The organism is Terriglobia bacterium (genome assembly GCA_020072815.1).
In the GTDB taxonomy this organism is placed as follows: Bacteria; Acidobacteriota; Terriglobia; order Terriglobales; family Acidobacteriaceae; genus Angelobacter.
Genome location: JAIQGE010000019.1, coordinates 91,472 through 106,842 on the forward strand (window position 1 = coordinate 91,472; position 15,371 = coordinate 106,842).

Consider the following 15,371-nt stretch of genomic DNA (forward strand, 5'->3'; position numbering starts at 1 on the left):
TCACCCTGCAGGTAAATCCCGTCCTGCAAGCACGGTGTACGCCTGTATGTACTTCTCACTGGTCTTGCGCGCCACATCTTCCGGCAGAGACGGAGCAGGGGGTTGCTTGTTCCAACGGATAGCTTCCAAATAGTCGCGAACATACTGCTTGTCATACGACTCCTGCGCCCGGCCCGGCTGATATTTTTCCGCCGGCCAGAAGCGCGACGAGTCCGGCGTGAGCACTTCGTCGGCCAGCACCAGGCCCTGCGCTGTATGGCCGAACTCAAACTTGGTGTCGGCGATGATGATGCCTCGGGCCAACGCGTAAGCCGCCGCTTTTTTGTAAATCCCCAGCGTGAGATCGCGAAGCTGCTCGGCCAGCTCTTTCCCCGTGCGCTTGACCATTTCTTCGAACGAAATGTTTTCGTCATGGCCGCTCTGCGCTTTGCTGGCCGGAGTAAAGATCGGCTCCGGCAGCTTGTCAGACTCTTTCAGTCCCGGCGGCAGCTTGATGCCGCACACCGCGCCGGTCTGCTGATATTCCTTCCAGCCGGAACCGGAAAGATATCCGCGGGCCACGCATTCAATGTCCACCATGTTCGCCTTCGCCACCAGCATGGAGCGTCCGCGAAGCTGCGCTGCATATTTCTGCGCCCCCGGCGGATAATCTTCGACGCGCGCGCTGATCAAGTGGTTGCTGACCGTGTCTTTCAGGAAGTCAAACCAGAACAGCGAGAGCTGCGTGAGCACCCGGCCTTTTTCCGGGATCCCACTACCAAGAACGTAATCGAACGCGGAAATCCGGTCGGTGGCGACCAGCAATAATTGTCCATCCAGGCTGTACAGGTCCCGTACCTTGCCCCGGGCGTGCAGGGTGAGATCGGGAAAATCAGTTTGCAGCAGTATGCGGCTTAAGGTTGCAGGGCTTGTCATGGCAGCAGTTCGCAGGCGAGGCGCTATTCTAGCTCCTCAAGTTTTTTTGTCAACCACTTGCGGAGGTGGTCAACCGGCGCGCGCGCCGGATTCCCGGCGAAATAATTTCAGGAAAAATAAAAAGCTGTGAAACCCGCATGAGCAGCGGTTTCCACAGCATTGCATTTCAACAAAATTTGTAGTACCGGGTGACTGAAAAATTAACGTGCGCTGGCCGGAAAATACTTTTCGTTTACGCGGTTGCGCGCTGCAAACCGTTTTCCTGTCCGAATTTCACGGAAACAATTTTGGAGACGCCCGGCTCCTGCATGGTCACGCCGTACATCACCGGCGCAATGGACATGGTCTTCTTGCTGTGGGTGATGATGATGAACTGGGTCTCCACCGCCATCTCCCTGATGAGTTCAGTGAAGCGCCCGATGTTGGCTTCATCCAGGGGCGCGTCCACTTCGTCCAGGATGCAGAACGGGCTGGGCTGGTACTGGAAGATGCCCACCAGCAGCGACAGCGCGGTGAGCGCTTTCTCTCCGCCGGAAAGCAGCAGAACGTTTTGCAGCTTCTTGCCCGGAGGCGAAGCCACCACGTCAATGCCGCTCTCTGAAGTGTTCACCTCGTCGGTCAGGCGCATGAAGGCCTGGCCTCCGCCGAACAGCTTGCGGAAGGTGAACTGGAAATTCTCATTGATGCGCTCAAAGGCCTCCTGGAATTTCTGGCGCGAGAACTCGTCAATTTCCTTGATCGTCGCTTGCGTGTTCTCAATGGAATCCAGCAGGTCCTTGCGCTGCGTCTCCAGGAACTGGTGGCGCTGCTCGGTTTCCCGGAATTCCTCCAGGGCCATCATGTTCACCGGACCCATGTTCTCGAGCTTGGTGCGCATTTCGCGATAGGCCAGATCTTCGGCGACCAGCTGTTCGCCTTCCACCAGCAGAATCTCCGCGTTGGCGCGCAAGTCGTCGGCGGTGACGCTGAGTTCATTCAGGCACATCTCCGCCATGTGTTGCAGATCAGATTGCAGCTTGGCCAGTTGCTGGCCCAAGTCGCTCTTGCGATCGCGGGCGGCGTCCAGTTCATGGCGCGCCGTCTTGATCTCCAGTTCAATTTCCGCGATGCGCGCCCGCACCTGTTCAGACTCATGCTGCAACTGGACGCCGGTGGCCTCGGCGGCAGCTTTCTCTACGGCCAGCGCCTGCAAACGGTCGGCGATTTGCAGATTTTCTGCTTCGCGCTGCTGCTTCTCCGCCGCGGCCGACTGAATCTGGGTTTGCAGTTGCTCGACTTGGCGCGCTGCGTCGGCGGCGAGCGACTCCATGCGTTCCAGAGCCGCGGAAGCCGAGCGCCGGCGTTCTTCGAGTCCCGCCATGCGGGCAGCGGCGTCGGCCACCGTGTTGGCCGTGACGTCGCGCGCGGTCTTCAGGAACGCAAGCTGCTCCTGGACGGCGCGAATTTCGTCTTCCAGCGCCTGGCGTTGTTGTTCCAGGGCCAGCGCCTGCTCGCGTTTTTCGGCGACGGCCGCCTCTTTTTCGTTGCGCTCCGAACGGGTGCGCTCAAATTCCAATCGGTAGGTGCTTAGTCGCTGTTCGGCGCGCGCCAGTTCGCTTTCCAGTTGTTTCAGCGCGTGGCCGGACGTGAGCGCCTGCTTCTCCGCTTCGCGACGCTCTTCTTCCAGGTTGCCCAGCAGTTTGGTCAGCTCCGCCAGCTCGCGGACCAGCACGTGGACTTTGCTTTGCTCGTTCTGAATGGCTGATTCCAGGTCGTTGCAGGTCTTGGTCACGTCGCGCAGCTCGCGCTTCAGCGAAAGCGGACCTTCACTCCGCTGCTTGCCGCCCGTGACGGTCACGTTGTGAAAGACTTCGCCGTTGGCGGAGAGGAAGTAGGCGTCTGGGTTCTCCAGCGCCAGGCTGCGCGCGATGTTGGAATCGGGAGCAATGTAGCCGTCGCGCAGCTTGGGCAGCACTACTTCCAGCGACCGTCCAAACCCATCCAGCACGCGAATGCAATTCTTCAGCGATACCAGGTCCTCCGGACGGTGCGTGCTGGGCGGAGGAGCGTCACTTCCCGCGAAGGAGAATTTAGCTTGGGAATCTTCCGGGTGGACCAGGAAAGTCGCGCGGCCGTCGGCGTCGGTCTGCAAAAGGCGCACGCCTTCATTGGCCGAGTCCCAGGACTTCACCACGACAAAGTTCAGCTCGTCGCGCAAGAATTCTTCCACCACGTTCTCATAGCGGGTCTCGACTTCGAGAAAATCCGCCAGCACGCCGGCCGGAGCAAAGCCCTGGCCCAGGGCGCTCGACTGAAACAGCCGCTTGACTGACTCGGTGGAGTAGCCGTGCTCATTAATGACCGATTCGAGCGAGTTCTTTTTGCCCAGGTTGGTGGCAAACTCGGCACGCAACGTGTCCAGGTGCAGCTTGGCGTGCTCTTCTTCTTTGCGCTTGGAATCAATGTGGTTGCGCGTCTCGCCGATGCGCGCGGTGAGCGCTTCCACTGACTGGCTGTTGCTCTCAAACTCAAACGTGATCTGCCCGCGCTTGCCGCCAAAGCCCTCCAGGTCCGTTTGGGCGGACGTCATCTCGCGCTCCAGGCGCTGTGACTCGCGGTCCAGTGAGAGCATGTGCTCCTCCGCCTGGGTAATCTGGTTGCGCACCTGCGAGGCCGACGACATCACTTCCAGCACTTGCTGGCGGCGCGCTTCCTGCTGGCGCTCCACGTCCGTCAATGACGTGGCTGAAGCCTGTGCTTCCTGCTGGCGCATCTGCCATTCATGCTGTGCCGCAGCGACTTCAGAAGCCGCGGACTCGGCAAACTGGTGGTTGGTCTGCAATTCTTCCGTCAGCGAAAGCAGTTGCGCCTGGCCGCGTTCCAGTTCAGCAGTAGCCGCGGCAGAACGCGCTTCTAACTCGGCGCAGCGCTCCTGGTTGGCGGCGCGGCGTCCGGTGGCCCGTTCGGTCTCCAGAGCGATGGCTGTTCCGGTCTGGCTGTTGTGCGCGATCTCGCTCTCAATGGTGTAGCCGCGCTGCGTGCGCTCAGAGTGCTCGGCTTCTTTGGCGCTTACCGACTCCTGCCGTCCGCGAATCTCTTCGCCAACCGACACCATCGCAGCTTGAATGCCGCTCTCATCGCGGCCCATCTGAGCGAAGCGGCTGGCCAGCACCACGCGCAGCTTCTCGCGCATTTCATCGCGCAGCCGCCCGTAACGCTCCGCCTTAGACGCCTGGCGTTTGAGCGAGTTCATCTGTCGCGTGACTTCTTCGAAGATGTCATTGATGCGCGCCAGGTTCAGCCGCGCCTGCTCCAGCCGGGCTTCCGCAAGGCGCTTTTTGGTTTTGAATTTGGTGATGCCCGCAGCTTCTTCGATAATCGCCCGGCGGTCATGCGGCTTGCTGCTTAGAATTTGCCCGATGCGTCCCTGCTCGATGATGGCGTAGGACTCCGGCCCCAGGCCGGTGCCCATAAAGATGTCCTGAATGTCGCGCAACCGGCAGAGCTTGCCGTTCAGGAGATATTCGCTTTCTCCGGTGCGGAACAGGCGGCGCGTGACCATCATTTCGCCTTTGGAAAAATGCATGGGCTTGAACTTGCGCCGGCGAATCTTCAGGACCACGACGCCGCCACTGGTCTGCGCGGCTTGAGCGTCAGGCTCTGCTGCCGATTGCTGGTCACCCATCTCCGTTTCTGCGTGCACTGTTTCTTGCGAAACCCCAGTCTCTTGCGAAACGTCAGACGCGGCTTCAGCGCCTACATCGGCGCCATCTGCTTCCGCAGCTTCGCCGTCGGAAGGTTGCTCTGCGCCTTCCATGCCTTCTTTCCAGTCCAGCGGCCCCGGCTGCACTTCGGCGGTAGCGGCTTCGGTAGCTTCGGCGGCAGAGGCGCGGAACCCAGCTTCGTCCCAATCGTCGTCACTGTTGGGACCGGAAGGCAGGTCGTCTTGAATATCAATTTCCGGTTCGTCGCTGATCTTGCCTTCGTACAACTGGGGATCAATCAGCGTGAGCGATACTTCCGCCATGCCGGTGGGCTTGCGGTCACGCGTGCCGGCAAAGATGACGTCTTCCATGCGCACGCCGCGCAGGCTCTTGGCGGACTGCTCGCCCAGCACCCAGGAGATGGCGTCCGCAATATTGGATTTGCCGCAACCGTTGGGGCCCACCACCGCAGCAATGCCTTCGCCCGGAAACTTCAGTTCCGTGCGGTCACAAAAGGACTTGAATCCGAGGATTTGTACTTTCTTCAGCTTGAGCAACTTCCAACTCCTTCAGGATGGCCAATCGTAACCCGGCACTGAGCAGGGCTGGTAGCGATTTAACTCCGGGTCGGTTGGGCTGGAGTACACGACCCTAGCTACCGTTAATGTACCCACAGAGTAACCGGGGGTCAAGCAGAAGCCCACAATATATTGTGGATTTCCGGGTAGAACCCCAGCCTGTCGCACCGCCTGTGCAACAATTGGCCAAACCACACCGGTGAGGAATTAGATGAAGGAAGGAAGAACCGCGAAGAGCTATTCCGACTGTAGCGCAAATGGTGCAGTGACGCAAGCGGGAAGCGAGAAATTTGGGCGAACCATGAATTGCCGAACCGGTCACTTGGTGAGAAAAAATACAGCCGCAAACGATGCCAGCGCAGCTCCCGCCTGCAGAGCAAGTACACGCAGAGTTTGCCTGGGAGCCTGGGGCAGCCACTTGATGGCGAAGAACGCTATTAGCGGGATCTGTCCAGCCATGAGCAGCTGCCAGAGGTGGGCAGCAGTCCCCTCATCAGCCTCATGGACAACGCCGTAAATGGCAACGTGGCCAAGCACAATTCCCAAGGCGACGAGCGACATTGTCAGTGGAAGGAAGGCGGTCGGCTGCTTCATTGACGGGGCGTTCATGAGAGAACCTCCAAAATGGCTCTCAAACGGGACCGATTCAGTTTACTCCCATCAAGCAGCGGACGAAACCAGAGACCGGTACACCCCCAGCACTTTCTGCGCGAGTTCGTCATGTTTAAATTGCGCGCTGCGCAGCAACCCGCGGACGACCAGCCGTTCGCGCAGTTGCTTATCGCCCAGCACGTTGCTCATGGCGTCGGTGAGCGCACTCGTGTCCAGCGGATCTACCAGGATGGCTCCGTCTCCCGCGACCTCGCCCAGAGAAGATCCGGTGCTGGTAATCGTCGGGACGCCGCTGGCCATGCTCTCAATCACCGGGAGCCCAAAGCCTTCAAAGAAAGAAGGGAAGACAAACATCTCAGCAGCGTTGTAGAAGAGTGGCAGGTCTTCGAACGAAACGAATCCGGGAAAAACCACCGACGACTCCAGGCCGAGTTCCTTGATCCTGGCCACCAACTGCTCTGACTGCCAGTCTTTCTTTCCCACCAGCACCAGTTTTTCGCTGGCGCCGCGGTTGCGCAGCGCGGCGTAGGCTTCCACCAGACGCGGCAGGTTCTTGCGGGCCTGGATTCGGCCTACATAAAGGATGAAAGGGAAATTGATCCCGTAGGTTCGCGCCAGGTGCTCCTGGCACTGGGATTTCTCTCGCGGACGGAAATCCTTGGAAGCAGCCAAGTAAGTGATGGTGATCTTTTCCCGCGGCACGCTATAGCGGGCGGCAATGTCCGCCGCCGAAAACTCAGAGAGCGTGACGATGTGGTCCGCGTGCCGCGCCGTCCACCGCACCATCTTCTTAAGACGAAATGCTTCGCGCGGGTGGAAGTACTCGGGATAGTGTTCGTACGCCAGGTCATGAATGCTGACCACCGTCGCGGGGCAGCCCCAGGGCGGGCGGACATACTGGCAGTGAAAAATGTCCGGCTTGAGCTTGCCCAGCAACCGGGGAAGACTCACGCTGAGACGGCGCACCGGGTCCTTGGGGATGGGCACAAAATTGAAACGCGCGTCGCCCTGCGTGGATTCCAGTGCCGCGTCGTGCGCGTAGAAGAGCGTGTACTGGTGAGCGCTGCGGTCGGCAACCAGCCCAGCCAGGAGCTGCCGGAAATAACTTTCGTTGCCGCCAGCCTGCGTTCCCAGACTGTGGACGTCAATCGCAATCTTCATGATAGGTGGCCGCGACTAGTGTATCGTGCCGCCGCCGTCCGACCGGCAGCGCTGTGGTAAAGTGGCCGATGTTCATCGCAAGAATCGTTTATCGCAAGAATCGTGGGGACATCGTCGAATGCGCGCGCTCATCACCGGGGTCACCGGACAGGACGGCTCTTATCTGGCAGAGCTTCTACTCGCCAAGGGCTACGAAGTGTACGGCCTGGTGCTTCCCAAGAAGAAGATGCGCCCGGGTGACATTGAGGCGCGCAAGCAGATTGCGCTCATCGGCCCGCGACTCAAGCTGCTGGAAGGAGACTTGACCGACCAGAACTCGCTCGACCGTGTTATTGGCAAAGTTCAGCCCGGCGAAGTCTACAACCTGGCGGCGCAGAGTTTTGTGCCGCTTTCATGGACCGAGCCGCTGCTCACCGCGGACGTGACGGCCTTCGGCGTGCTTCGGCTGCTGGAAGCGGTCCGCAAGCATTGCCCCACGGCGCGCTTCCTGCAGGCGTCAAGCTCAGAAATGTTTGGCAAGGCCATATTGAGTGAGAAAGACAAACGCCAGACGGAAGCCACGCCGTTTCGCCCGCGCAACCCGTACGGGTCAGCCAAAGTGTTTGCCCACAACATCACCGTCAACTACCGCGAAAAGCATGGGATTTTTGCCTGCTCCTGCATTTGCTTTAATCACGAATCGCCGCGCCGGGGCGTGGAATTTGTAACGCGAAAAATCACCCAGCACGCCGCTCGCAGTAAGCGCGGCCTCGCGGAAAAACTCTCGCCAAAACTAAAGCTGGGCAATCTTGACGCTCAGCGCGACTGGGGCTTTGCCGGCGACTTTGTGCGCGCCATGTGGCTGATGCTGCAACAGCCGAAGCCCGATGACTTTTTGATCGCCACCGGCGAACTGCATAGCGTCCGCGAAGTTTTGGACATTGCGTACGCTCGTGTTGGCTTGGACTGGAAGAAGTACGTTGAGACTGACCCTGCACTCGTCCGTTCTGCGGAAGAAATGCCCTTGTGCGGCGATGCGTCGAAAGCCGCAAGAGTTCTGGGTTGGAAGCCGGAAGTTGGCTTTCGCGAAATGATTGAGATGATGGTGGACGCAGACTTGGCGGCCGCTAGATAGAGCGTTACGCACGGAGCAAGGATGCAGCTCTCTCTGTTGGCTAGAAGCAGGACCGCCGTGTTGCTGTTTTTCTACATACAGCTTTCAACGCGGCGGACCGGCGCGTGTATCCAAAACCTGCAGCACGCAATAGACCTCTCCGACCGGAACACCGTCAAAGTCCTTGCGTCTTTCTGAAGATTTTTGCCGGACCTCCATCAGGTTGAGGACCAGAGCGTCTGCGGGAGGTTCGTCCGTCTTCAGCTCTCTGTCGAAGTCGTGTTTGCTCGACAGAGGTTGAAATGCGTTGCTGGGACCACGGAGGATCTGGACCAAAAGACGCATTTCCACGTCTTGGTTTTTTTCACTCATTCCTTTTGGCTCGAAAAACTGGAAGCCCGGCCAGCGTTTCTGGTAGAACTCCGTTACGTCCGAAGCAGGGGCGTTAATGATGAACTCCTGCACGCGCAATTCCAGATAATCCTGGATTCGGCCCCTCTCCATCACCATTTCCGCAAAGCCGGCAGCCCCCATGGGGCTAGAAACAGCTTTGTCGGGAACGGGTAACGCTTTGCGGTCGGCAAGCAGCAGGGAAATAATGTGCTGGCCGCCGGCAGCAGAGCGCATGACATCAGCGGCATCATCGTACTTTTCGCCCAGAATCAAGTACTGGGCCAGGGCTTCCCGGTAGGGCACATTGTCCGGCGCAAGTTCTGTAGCGCGGCGGCTGTTACGGATCGCTTCCTGCAGATCGATTGAAACCCGGGTGAACCTTCCGTTGCGGATGGCGGCGTGCCGAACGCCGTACATCCGCGCTTTCCAGTAGTAGGCATCGGCGCGATTCGGCTGAAGCGCAAGCGCGTGGTCCAACCGGGCCATTAATTCATCTAATCGCGCGCGCTTCTCTTTGGCGGTCTGGGCGAGTTCTTCTTCGGCGTTCTTCCCGCCGACAACATCCACTCCCTGCAAATCCTGCAAGCGCGCGAGCCGGACTAAAAGAATGTTCGCATCCATGTCGTCGGGATGGGCGTCGAGAAATGCTCTTACTTCCTTGCTCGCTTGCTCCAGCGTTTCCTTGAACTCTTGTTCGGTTACCACGGCGTTTTGCCGGTCTCTGGCCGCTTCCAGGCGTTCCACCTGTCGCGCAAGACGGTCAAGGGGAGCAAGCTTGGCTTCCTGCTCCAGACGAACCGAGTTGAGTGCCCATCGAATCGAGCCAAAGATCAGATCGGTATCCTCGCCTTTGCCGGAGTGTCGTCCATCATGGAACAGGGCCACCTGGATGGTGCCATCGGGCATGCGAAAGCTCACAATCGCCCAGTCCACCGGGTACGGGCTGGAGTGGCGCTGCGTTGATAACAGCCGGTAATCAAGGGACTCAATCTGAGCATAGTCAATGCGCAGGTTCTCTTTGCCTGCCTTGAAGGTGAGGGCATCCTTCTCCAGAATGAGCTCCCCGGAGGCTTGGTATTCCTTGCCAAAAAGGGCACCCGTTACCGAAGGAGTCAGCTTTTCCACTCTGTACCAGACCGAGCCAAACCCTTTCGGAAATGTCAGTTCGTTGACTTCACGGAACTGATGCTGCATCATCCGCTGCGTCCGCCGGCGCGCTTCCAATTCTTCTCCCATGCGCCGGGCCTGCTCGGCCTGAGCTGCCTGCGCTGCCGGATTCTGGATGGCGCGTGCGCTGCCTGGATGCCCTAGCACGAGAAGAAAAACTGGGATGGGCAATAGCCCGGCGAGGAACGAAATGGGCCATCGTCTCATGAACACACCTCCAGAGAGGCCATTGCGGTAGAGATCTGGCTTGGTGTTTTCTGGGTGGGAGGCCGCACTACAAACTTATATGGCTTGCAGCAAGTTCCCCGGGGGCCCAGGCCGGCCGATTCCAAATTGTTGGTCGCTCTCTGCCGCAGTAGTGACAGTGGGGAGACGAACGTTTCACCTTCTGGAAACTTTGTTTCGGCAAAGCTACGGCGATTTGCCGCAAGTTTGTGCCAAGGCTAGCCTCCCAGCTTCTCAAAGAAGCGGATGATGCTCTCAATCCCGCGATAGAAATTGGGGATGTGGAACTTCTCGTTGGGAGCATGCAGGTTGTCGTCAGGCAGGCCGAAGCCCATCATCACGCTGGGCAGGTTCATCACATCCTGGAAGTCGGTGACGACGGGGATCGAACCGCCGGAGCGTATGAAGACCGTGTCTTTCTTGAACACGTCATGCATGGCTTCCGTGGCGGCCTTGATGTAGTGGTTGTCCGTGCTGACTACGCACGCCGGGCCCTTGCTGTGGACCTTGATATTGATCTCAATTCCCTTGGGCGTGAGCTTCTTCACCATCTTGGTGTAGCGCTTCAGGATGTCGTCGGGATCCTGGTTCGGCACCAGGCGCATGGAAACTTTGGCCGACGCGCGCGCGGGGATCACCGTCTTCGCGCCCGACGCAACGAAGCCTCCGGGCATGCCGTGCACTTCCAGTGTGGGCCGCGCCCATGTGCGATAGAGAACTGAGTATCCGGGTTCGCCGGTCAAGACTTTTGATCCCACTTCCGTCTTGCGGTAGTGCTCTTCGTTGAAAGGCAGCTTCTTCCAGGCTTTGAGTTCGTCTTTGGTGGGAGCTTTCACTTTGCTATAGAAGCCGGGGATGAGCACTTTGCCTTTGGCGTCTTTCAACTTGCTGATGATTTCGATCAAGGCAAAGAACGGATTGGGTGCGGCGCCGCCGTACATGCCGGAATGCAAGTCGGTCTTGGCGCCCTGGGCTTCAATCTCTGTATAAACCAGGCCGCGCAGGCCGACGCACAGCGTAGGCAGATTGGGCGCGAAGAGTTCCGTGTCGCAGACCAGGGCGAAGTCGGCCTTCAGCTTGGCCTTTTCCTTGCGCACGAAGGCGGCAATGGACTCGCCGCCGACTTCCTCTTCGCCCTCGATAATGAACTTCACATTCAGCGGCAGCTTGCCGCCGTGGCCTTTCATCAAAGCTTCCACGGCTTTGAGCTCCATCCAGAGTTGGCCTTTGTCGTCCACGGCGCCGCGGGCGTAGATGTTGTCATTGCGCTCGGTGGGCTCAAACGGCGGCGACAGCCACTCGTTCAGCGGCTCGGCCGGCTGCACGTCATAGTGCGCGTAGCACAGCACGGTCGGCTTGCCGGCAGCGTGGAGCCAGTCCGCGTAGATCAGCGGATGGCCCTTGGTGGGGATGATCTCCACGTTCTCCATGCCAATGCGGCGGAGGTCGCTGGCGACGAACTCAGCGGCCTTGCGGACGTCGTCTTTGTGTTCCGGCGCGGTGCTCACGCTGGGAATGCGGAGCAGGTCTTTGAGCTCTCCCAGAAAACGTTGCTGATTGTCTTTGGCGTAACTGACGGCGGATGAGGCCATGCGAGTGTCTCCTCGGCTCGAATATCAAACCTAAGAGTATATCGCGGCGTAGCGGCTGACGCTCACCCTGGTACCATGCCTGCAACTTTGCAGGCAGAGATCCATTGTGCAGCAAGTGCAAGCTCTTTGACCCATTTCTCGATGTAAGCAAGATCAAGTTCGTCTCTTCGCACTTTCAGAATTCCCGTAACGTCCTCGATTTGCCGCAGCGATGCTCCCATCTTGGCCCATTCCAGCTTTGCGATGATGATGTCTTCCGGACTGACGACAAACAAAGGAACGCCCATCACCAGGGCCGATCTGCGACGCCGGAATTCCTCAACACTGAAGGGCCTCATCTTTTGGAAGATAAAATCAATCTTCAGGCCGGTGATGTTATCAATCAGATTGAACATTGACTTGCGCTGGCAAGCTTCGATTGCCGAGTGTGGCTCGGAGTAGAATTCGTTTTCGGGAAGCAGATCCAGAAGTCGTCGAACCTGGTCTTCGTCAGCGGCAACAATGAGATCAATGTCCAGGGTGGAGCGTCCCATTCCGTAAACCGTTCCCGCAAAAGAACCAGTCACCATATAGGCAATCCCGGCGCGCTCTAAAATCACGGAGAGGCGGCGGAAGAGGTCAGCAGGATTCATCGAACCCAGTCCGGCAAGGGCTCAGGATCAAAAGAGCGACGATAAATCTCAAGCATCACTTCTTTTTCGGACCAATCAGGATGTTGGTCGCGTATGCCAGTCTTCATGATTTCGCGCACGAATAAACTAATATCCAGTGCCAACAGCAGGCGCTGCTCCACAGTCATTGAGCGAATGATCTTGATCTGCATCGCTTCGATTTCGGGAGTCGTGTCACTGATCGCCATATTCCGGATGTTACCACCGTACACTCTATAATGGATAAGTGAGTTCAGAACCCACCGTCCGCAAGCTTGCCGAAGCCGATTTTCCCACGCGCTGGGGGCATTTCCGCATCATGGGATTTGAAGGCCAGATGGGCAGCACTAAAGAAGAAGCCGTGGCCCTCGTCATGGGCGATATCCATGCCGCTCCTCCGCTGGTCAGGGTTCACTCCCAGTGCCTCACCGGAGACGTTTTCGGCTCCTTGCGTTGCGACTGCCGCCAGCAACTGGAGATGGCTTTGCAGATGATCGCCCAAGCCGCCGCGGGCGTGCTGGTTTATGAGATGCAAGAAGGCCGCGGCATCGGATTGATGGCCAAGCTGCAAGCCTACGAACTGCAGGACCAGGGCCGCGACACTGTCCAAGCCAATGAGGACCTGGGCTTCAAGGCCGACCATCGCGAATTCCAGCTTCCCGCGGAAATCCTCAGAGCGCTGGGATTGAAGGCCGTGCGCCTGCTATCGAACAATCCACAGAAAGTCGCCGCGCTGGAGGCTGCGGGCGTCACGGTCGCCGAGCGTGTCCCCTGTGAAGTGGAGCCGCATGCCGCGTCGGAAAAATATCTGAATACCAAGAAAGAAAAGATGGGACATCTGTTCAGGGAAAGATAGCAATTGGCAAATAGCAATTGGCAGCTAGCCACGCATGCTCTTGCTGAAGTCCCGAGCGCAGCTTTTTCTGAAACCCCGAAGCGAAGCGAGGGGTCCCTACGGACTTGCAAACACTTGGGGCCGCGAATTCACGCGAATCTTCGCTAATCATTACAACCTGCAAAGATACTCGTGTGCATTTGTGTTAATTGCAGCTCAACGGAATATTCAGTTTATAGGGTTCCCTCGCTCCGCTCGGGATTGCAGAAAAAGACCTAATGTTGGCTGCTATTTAATCAGCTTTAGCAGTTCTTTCTTTCTTCCCGCCGGCAACTCTCTCACTCCGGACCGCACCAGTGCGCGGTAGACTTCGCCGGCGCCGGGGACGCGCTTCAGTTCGCGCAGGTGCCGCCGGACGGTTTCCAGGTCGCCGCGCTTGATGGGTCCGCTAAAAGCCGCAGCACCGCCGCGCTCCAGATAATTCTTCAGAGTCTGGTGCAGGATGGGCCCCATGACTTCTCTGGCCTGCGCGCGCGTGAACCCGGCGGCCCGCCCCACGCGCTCGGCCGTAACCAGCGCGGCCACTACCATGGGAGAGGAAAACGATCCCAGCGCGTGATAGAGCACCTTGTTCTTTTTCTTGACGACAAAACTTTCCGCGCCCAAACGGCGCACGATCTTGCGGGCCACGGCGACGGCGCGCGCGTCGCCTTCCACGGCGAATGGGACTTTCGACATATCGGGAGCGGTACCGGGAACAAAGGTCATCATGGGATGGAGCGACGCCACCTGCGCTCCGGCGCGTTGCAACGGCGCGAGCACGTCACTGGTGAGGGCCCCGCTGGAGTGGAAAACGACTTTGTTTTTCCAGTTCCATTCTCTTGTGCGCGCAAGTTGGCGAGCGGTCGCGGCCAGGGCGTCATCGGTGTGGAAGATCCAGATGAGGCTCGAATTCGGCAGCGATTCCCCGAGCGCAATTGCTTTGGCGCCGAGTTTCTCGGCCAGCGTCGCGGCCCGTTTTTGCGATCCGCGCAGCCCCCGCGCTGCCACGGCATCAATCCGGTAGCCGGCCGATCGCAACGCCGGCCCCAGTGCCGATGCCAGGCTGCCTGCGCCGATGAGCGTGATGCTGGGGCGTGCCGTCATAGCCGGAGCATAGCAGAACGATAATTGGTAATTGGGTAATTTTGTAATTTGGTAATTGATTTGCCTCAAGCTTCAATTTTTCCGATTACCAAATTGCCAAATTACGAAATTCAACCGATCTATTAAAATCCTCCCATGTCTTCTTCGCGCCACAAATCCAAGAACCTTGCCCGCATCGTTGCCTCGAAAACCGTTTTCAAAAGCCGCGTTTTTGACGTGGTCTCCCAGCAGGTCAAAGAGCCGGGGAACGTTCTGGTTCGCCGGGACATCGTTCGCCATCCCGGCTCCATCGTCATTCTGGCGCTGGACGAATCGCGGCGTCCGCCGCACGTTCTCCTGGAACGCCAGTATCGCCACGCTGCCGGCCAGCGCATGTGGGAATTGCCGGCAGGCAGTCTTGAACCGGGCGAGCAGAAATTGCCGGCCGCCAAGCGCGAGCTGCTGGAAGAGACCGGGTACACGGCGCGCAAGTGGGAGCGGGCGCTCTCTTTTTATGTAAGCCCGGGCTTTGTGACCGAAAGCATGCAAATCTTTCTGGCCCGCGGACTCAAAAAAGGCCAAGCGCAGCCTGAGGACGATGAGCGTATCGCGGTGCGATTCTTTCCTCTGGCCCAAGCCGTGCGCATGGCTGTCTCCGGAAAAATTGTGGACGCCAAGACCATCGCCGGCCTCCTCTGGCTGGAGAAAAAGCTGCGTCGCCGCTAACAAAAATGAAACATCAACCGATTTAGGCCTATTGGCGGCTTCCGGAAAGTCAAATGGCTTGTTCACTTTAGAAACCTAAGAGCTTTCTTAAATCAATAATTGACAATGGCGTCGCAGAAGCAGGAAAATAAAGGAAAGCCAAGGTAGCGGGTAACAGACGTAAAACCAGGGGAAGGTAACCTCCGGTGTCCTGCGTCCCTCCTATATGCAGTGGCAGCACCCAATTGATCCTAAATTGGTCCCCGGCAGGGGCCGGTAGCGGCATTTGCCGGAGGACGCTCGGAGTAAGGAACGTGTCTAGAATTCAAGGCAAAGTGAAATGGTTCAACAACGCAAAGGGATTCGGCTTCATTGGTAGGGAAGACGGCCCCGATGTGTTTGTCCACTACAGCGCCATCCAGTCTGAAGGCTACAAAAGCCTGCAAGAGGGCGATGACGTTGAATTTGAAATAATCCAGGGGCAAAAAGGCCCCCAGGCGGAAAACGTCACTAAACCGGCGCAACCGGCCTGAACTGCCCACCACTTTTTGAAGAACTCGAAGACCCGGATTGCGCCCAGCTCCCCGGGTCTTTGATTTCAACTGACAGCGCACCTGCAACGCCAGGGCGCAATTTT

General features: G+C 58.3%; 13 protein-coding genes. 4 read left to right on the forward strand and 9 right to left on the reverse strand.

All coding sequences use genetic code 11. The features are described from left to right. The 4 genes from LAO20_20070 to LAO20_20085 form a co-directional block, all read right to left on the reverse strand. A complete protein-coding gene (locus LAO20_20070; GenBank protein MBZ5533733.1) occupies window positions 1-915 on the reverse strand; it encodes a phosphoribosylaminoimidazolesuccinocarboxamide synthase in 915 nt (304 codons plus the stop codon). 232 nt (window positions 916-1,147) lie between these two features. Continuing rightward, complete coding sequence (smc, locus tag LAO20_20075; protein MBZ5533734.1) at window positions 1,148-5,155, reverse strand: chromosome segregation protein SMC; 4,008 nt, start codon at window positions 5,153-5,155, stop codon at window positions 1,148-1,150. A gap of 339 nt (window positions 5,156-5,494) precedes the next feature. Then, window positions 5,495-5,785, reverse strand: a complete 291-nt coding sequence (locus tag LAO20_20080; protein MBZ5533735.1) for a hypothetical protein — start codon at window positions 5,783-5,785, stop codon at window positions 5,495-5,497. A 51-nt stretch (window positions 5,786-5,836) separates the two neighbouring features. Continuing rightward, window positions 5,837-6,949, reverse strand: coding sequence for a glycosyltransferase family 4 protein (locus tag LAO20_20085; GenBank protein ID MBZ5533736.1), 1,113 nt, complete (start codon window positions 6,947-6,949; stop codon window positions 5,837-5,839). Between the two features lie 118 nt (window positions 6,950-7,067). Here LAO20_20085 and LAO20_20090 point away from each other — a divergent pair, with 118 nt between their 5' ends. Then, on the forward strand, window positions 7,068-8,063 hold the full coding sequence (locus tag LAO20_20090; protein MBZ5533737.1) for a GDP-mannose 4,6-dehydratase: 996 nt from the start codon (window positions 7,068-7,070) through the stop codon (window positions 8,061-8,063). An 84-nt stretch (window positions 8,064-8,147) separates the two neighbouring features. Here LAO20_20090 and LAO20_20095 read toward each other — a convergent pair whose 3' ends face one another. From LAO20_20095 to LAO20_20110, 4 genes are all read right to left on the reverse strand, one after another. After that, a complete protein-coding gene (locus tag LAO20_20095) occupies window positions 8,148-9,773 on the reverse strand; it encodes a hypothetical protein (protein MBZ5533738.1) in 1,626 nt (541 codons plus the stop codon). A gap of 272 nt (window positions 9,774-10,045) precedes the next feature. Further along, window positions 10,046-11,419 carry a dipeptidase gene (locus LAO20_20100; protein MBZ5533739.1) on the reverse strand — a complete coding sequence of 458 codons (1,374 nt, stop codon included), beginning with the start codon at window positions 11,417-11,419 and terminating at the stop codon, window positions 10,046-10,048. A 62-nt stretch (window positions 11,420-11,481) separates the two neighbouring features. Next, entirely contained in the window at window positions 11,482-12,051 is a 570-nt protein-coding gene (locus tag LAO20_20105) for a nucleotidyltransferase family protein (protein ID MBZ5533740.1), read from the reverse strand. Then, on the reverse strand, window positions 12,048-12,278 hold the full coding sequence (locus LAO20_20110; protein MBZ5533741.1) for a hypothetical protein: 231 nt from the start codon (window positions 12,276-12,278) through the stop codon (window positions 12,048-12,050). The genes LAO20_20105 and LAO20_20110 overlap by 4 nt, the downstream gene beginning before the upstream one ends. A gap of 38 nt (window positions 12,279-12,316) precedes the next feature. Here LAO20_20110 and ribA point away from each other — a divergent pair, with 38 nt between their 5' ends. Further along, complete coding sequence (gene ribA, locus LAO20_20115; GenBank protein ID MBZ5533742.1) at window positions 12,317-12,925, forward strand: GTP cyclohydrolase II; 609 nt, start codon at window positions 12,317-12,319, stop codon at window positions 12,923-12,925. Between the two features lie 267 nt (window positions 12,926-13,192). Here ribA and LAO20_20120 read toward each other — a convergent pair whose 3' ends face one another. Beyond that, window positions 13,193-14,050 (reverse strand): DUF2520 domain-containing protein, encoded by an 858-nt coding sequence (locus LAO20_20120; protein MBZ5533743.1) that lies wholly within the window; start codon window positions 14,048-14,050, stop codon window positions 13,193-13,195. 135 nt (window positions 14,051-14,185) lie between these two features. On the opposite strand from LAO20_20120, the gene LAO20_20125 reads away from it, so the two are divergent. Then, a complete protein-coding gene (locus tag LAO20_20125; GenBank protein MBZ5533744.1) occupies window positions 14,186-14,755 on the forward strand; it encodes an NUDIX hydrolase in 570 nt (189 codons plus the stop codon). Window positions 14,756-15,057: 302 nt separating this feature from the next. Then, window positions 15,058-15,267: a cold shock domain-containing protein gene (locus LAO20_20130; protein MBZ5533745.1), complete on the forward strand. Its 210-nt coding sequence runs from the start codon at window positions 15,058-15,060 to the stop codon at window positions 15,265-15,267. Window positions 15,268-15,371: the final 104 nt, after the last annotated feature.